The organism is Streptomyces doebereineriae, from assembly GCF_031845645.1.
GTDB lineage: Bacteria > Actinomycetota > Actinomycetes > Streptomycetales > Streptomycetaceae > Streptomyces > Streptomyces canus.
Window position 1 is genome coordinate 1 of record NZ_JAVREZ010000274.1, and the last position, 457, is coordinate 457.

The 457-nt window shown below is 68.5% G+C and carries 1 protein-coding gene; it reads left to right on the forward strand.

The features are described 5' to 3' along the window. Positions 1-56: 56 nt before the first annotated feature. The coding region (locus tag RNB18_RS51855; RefSeq protein WP_311721038.1) for a hypothetical protein at positions 57-457 on the forward strand (401 nt) is incomplete at its 3' end.

Here is a 457-nt window from a genome sequence, read left to right on the forward strand (position 1 = left end):
GGCACACCGACCGTCCAAGGGCTGCAACAGCTTCGAGAGAAGTGGACGGAGTGCTCGTGAGCGATGTTCTGGCGTCGGACTGCGCGGGATTGTGGCGGCGCACCTTGCTGATCGAGGCCGACGGATCGCGTGACACCGGGACGGACGTCGTGTGGTTGCAGGCCGGTAGCGCCTACGTCGACTCCCGCGGCTTCGGTGGTGAGCTGGTCCAGCGGGGCACCGTGTTCTCCTGGCGACGTGACGTCGAGCTGGTGCCGTCGGGCCCTGCTCCCGACGAGGGTGAGATGCGCTGGGACGGGGACACTCTGATCGAGACCGGCGTGCATGAAGACTACGTCGAGCATTGGGTGCGCGATCCCGGTCCGACAACCCCTCGCGGCGGGTTTTTCCTGCGCGCACCCGACGGAGGCCAGGCCCTCCTGGTGCGGGTCGGGCCGATCTTCGGGTGGCTGGGCGC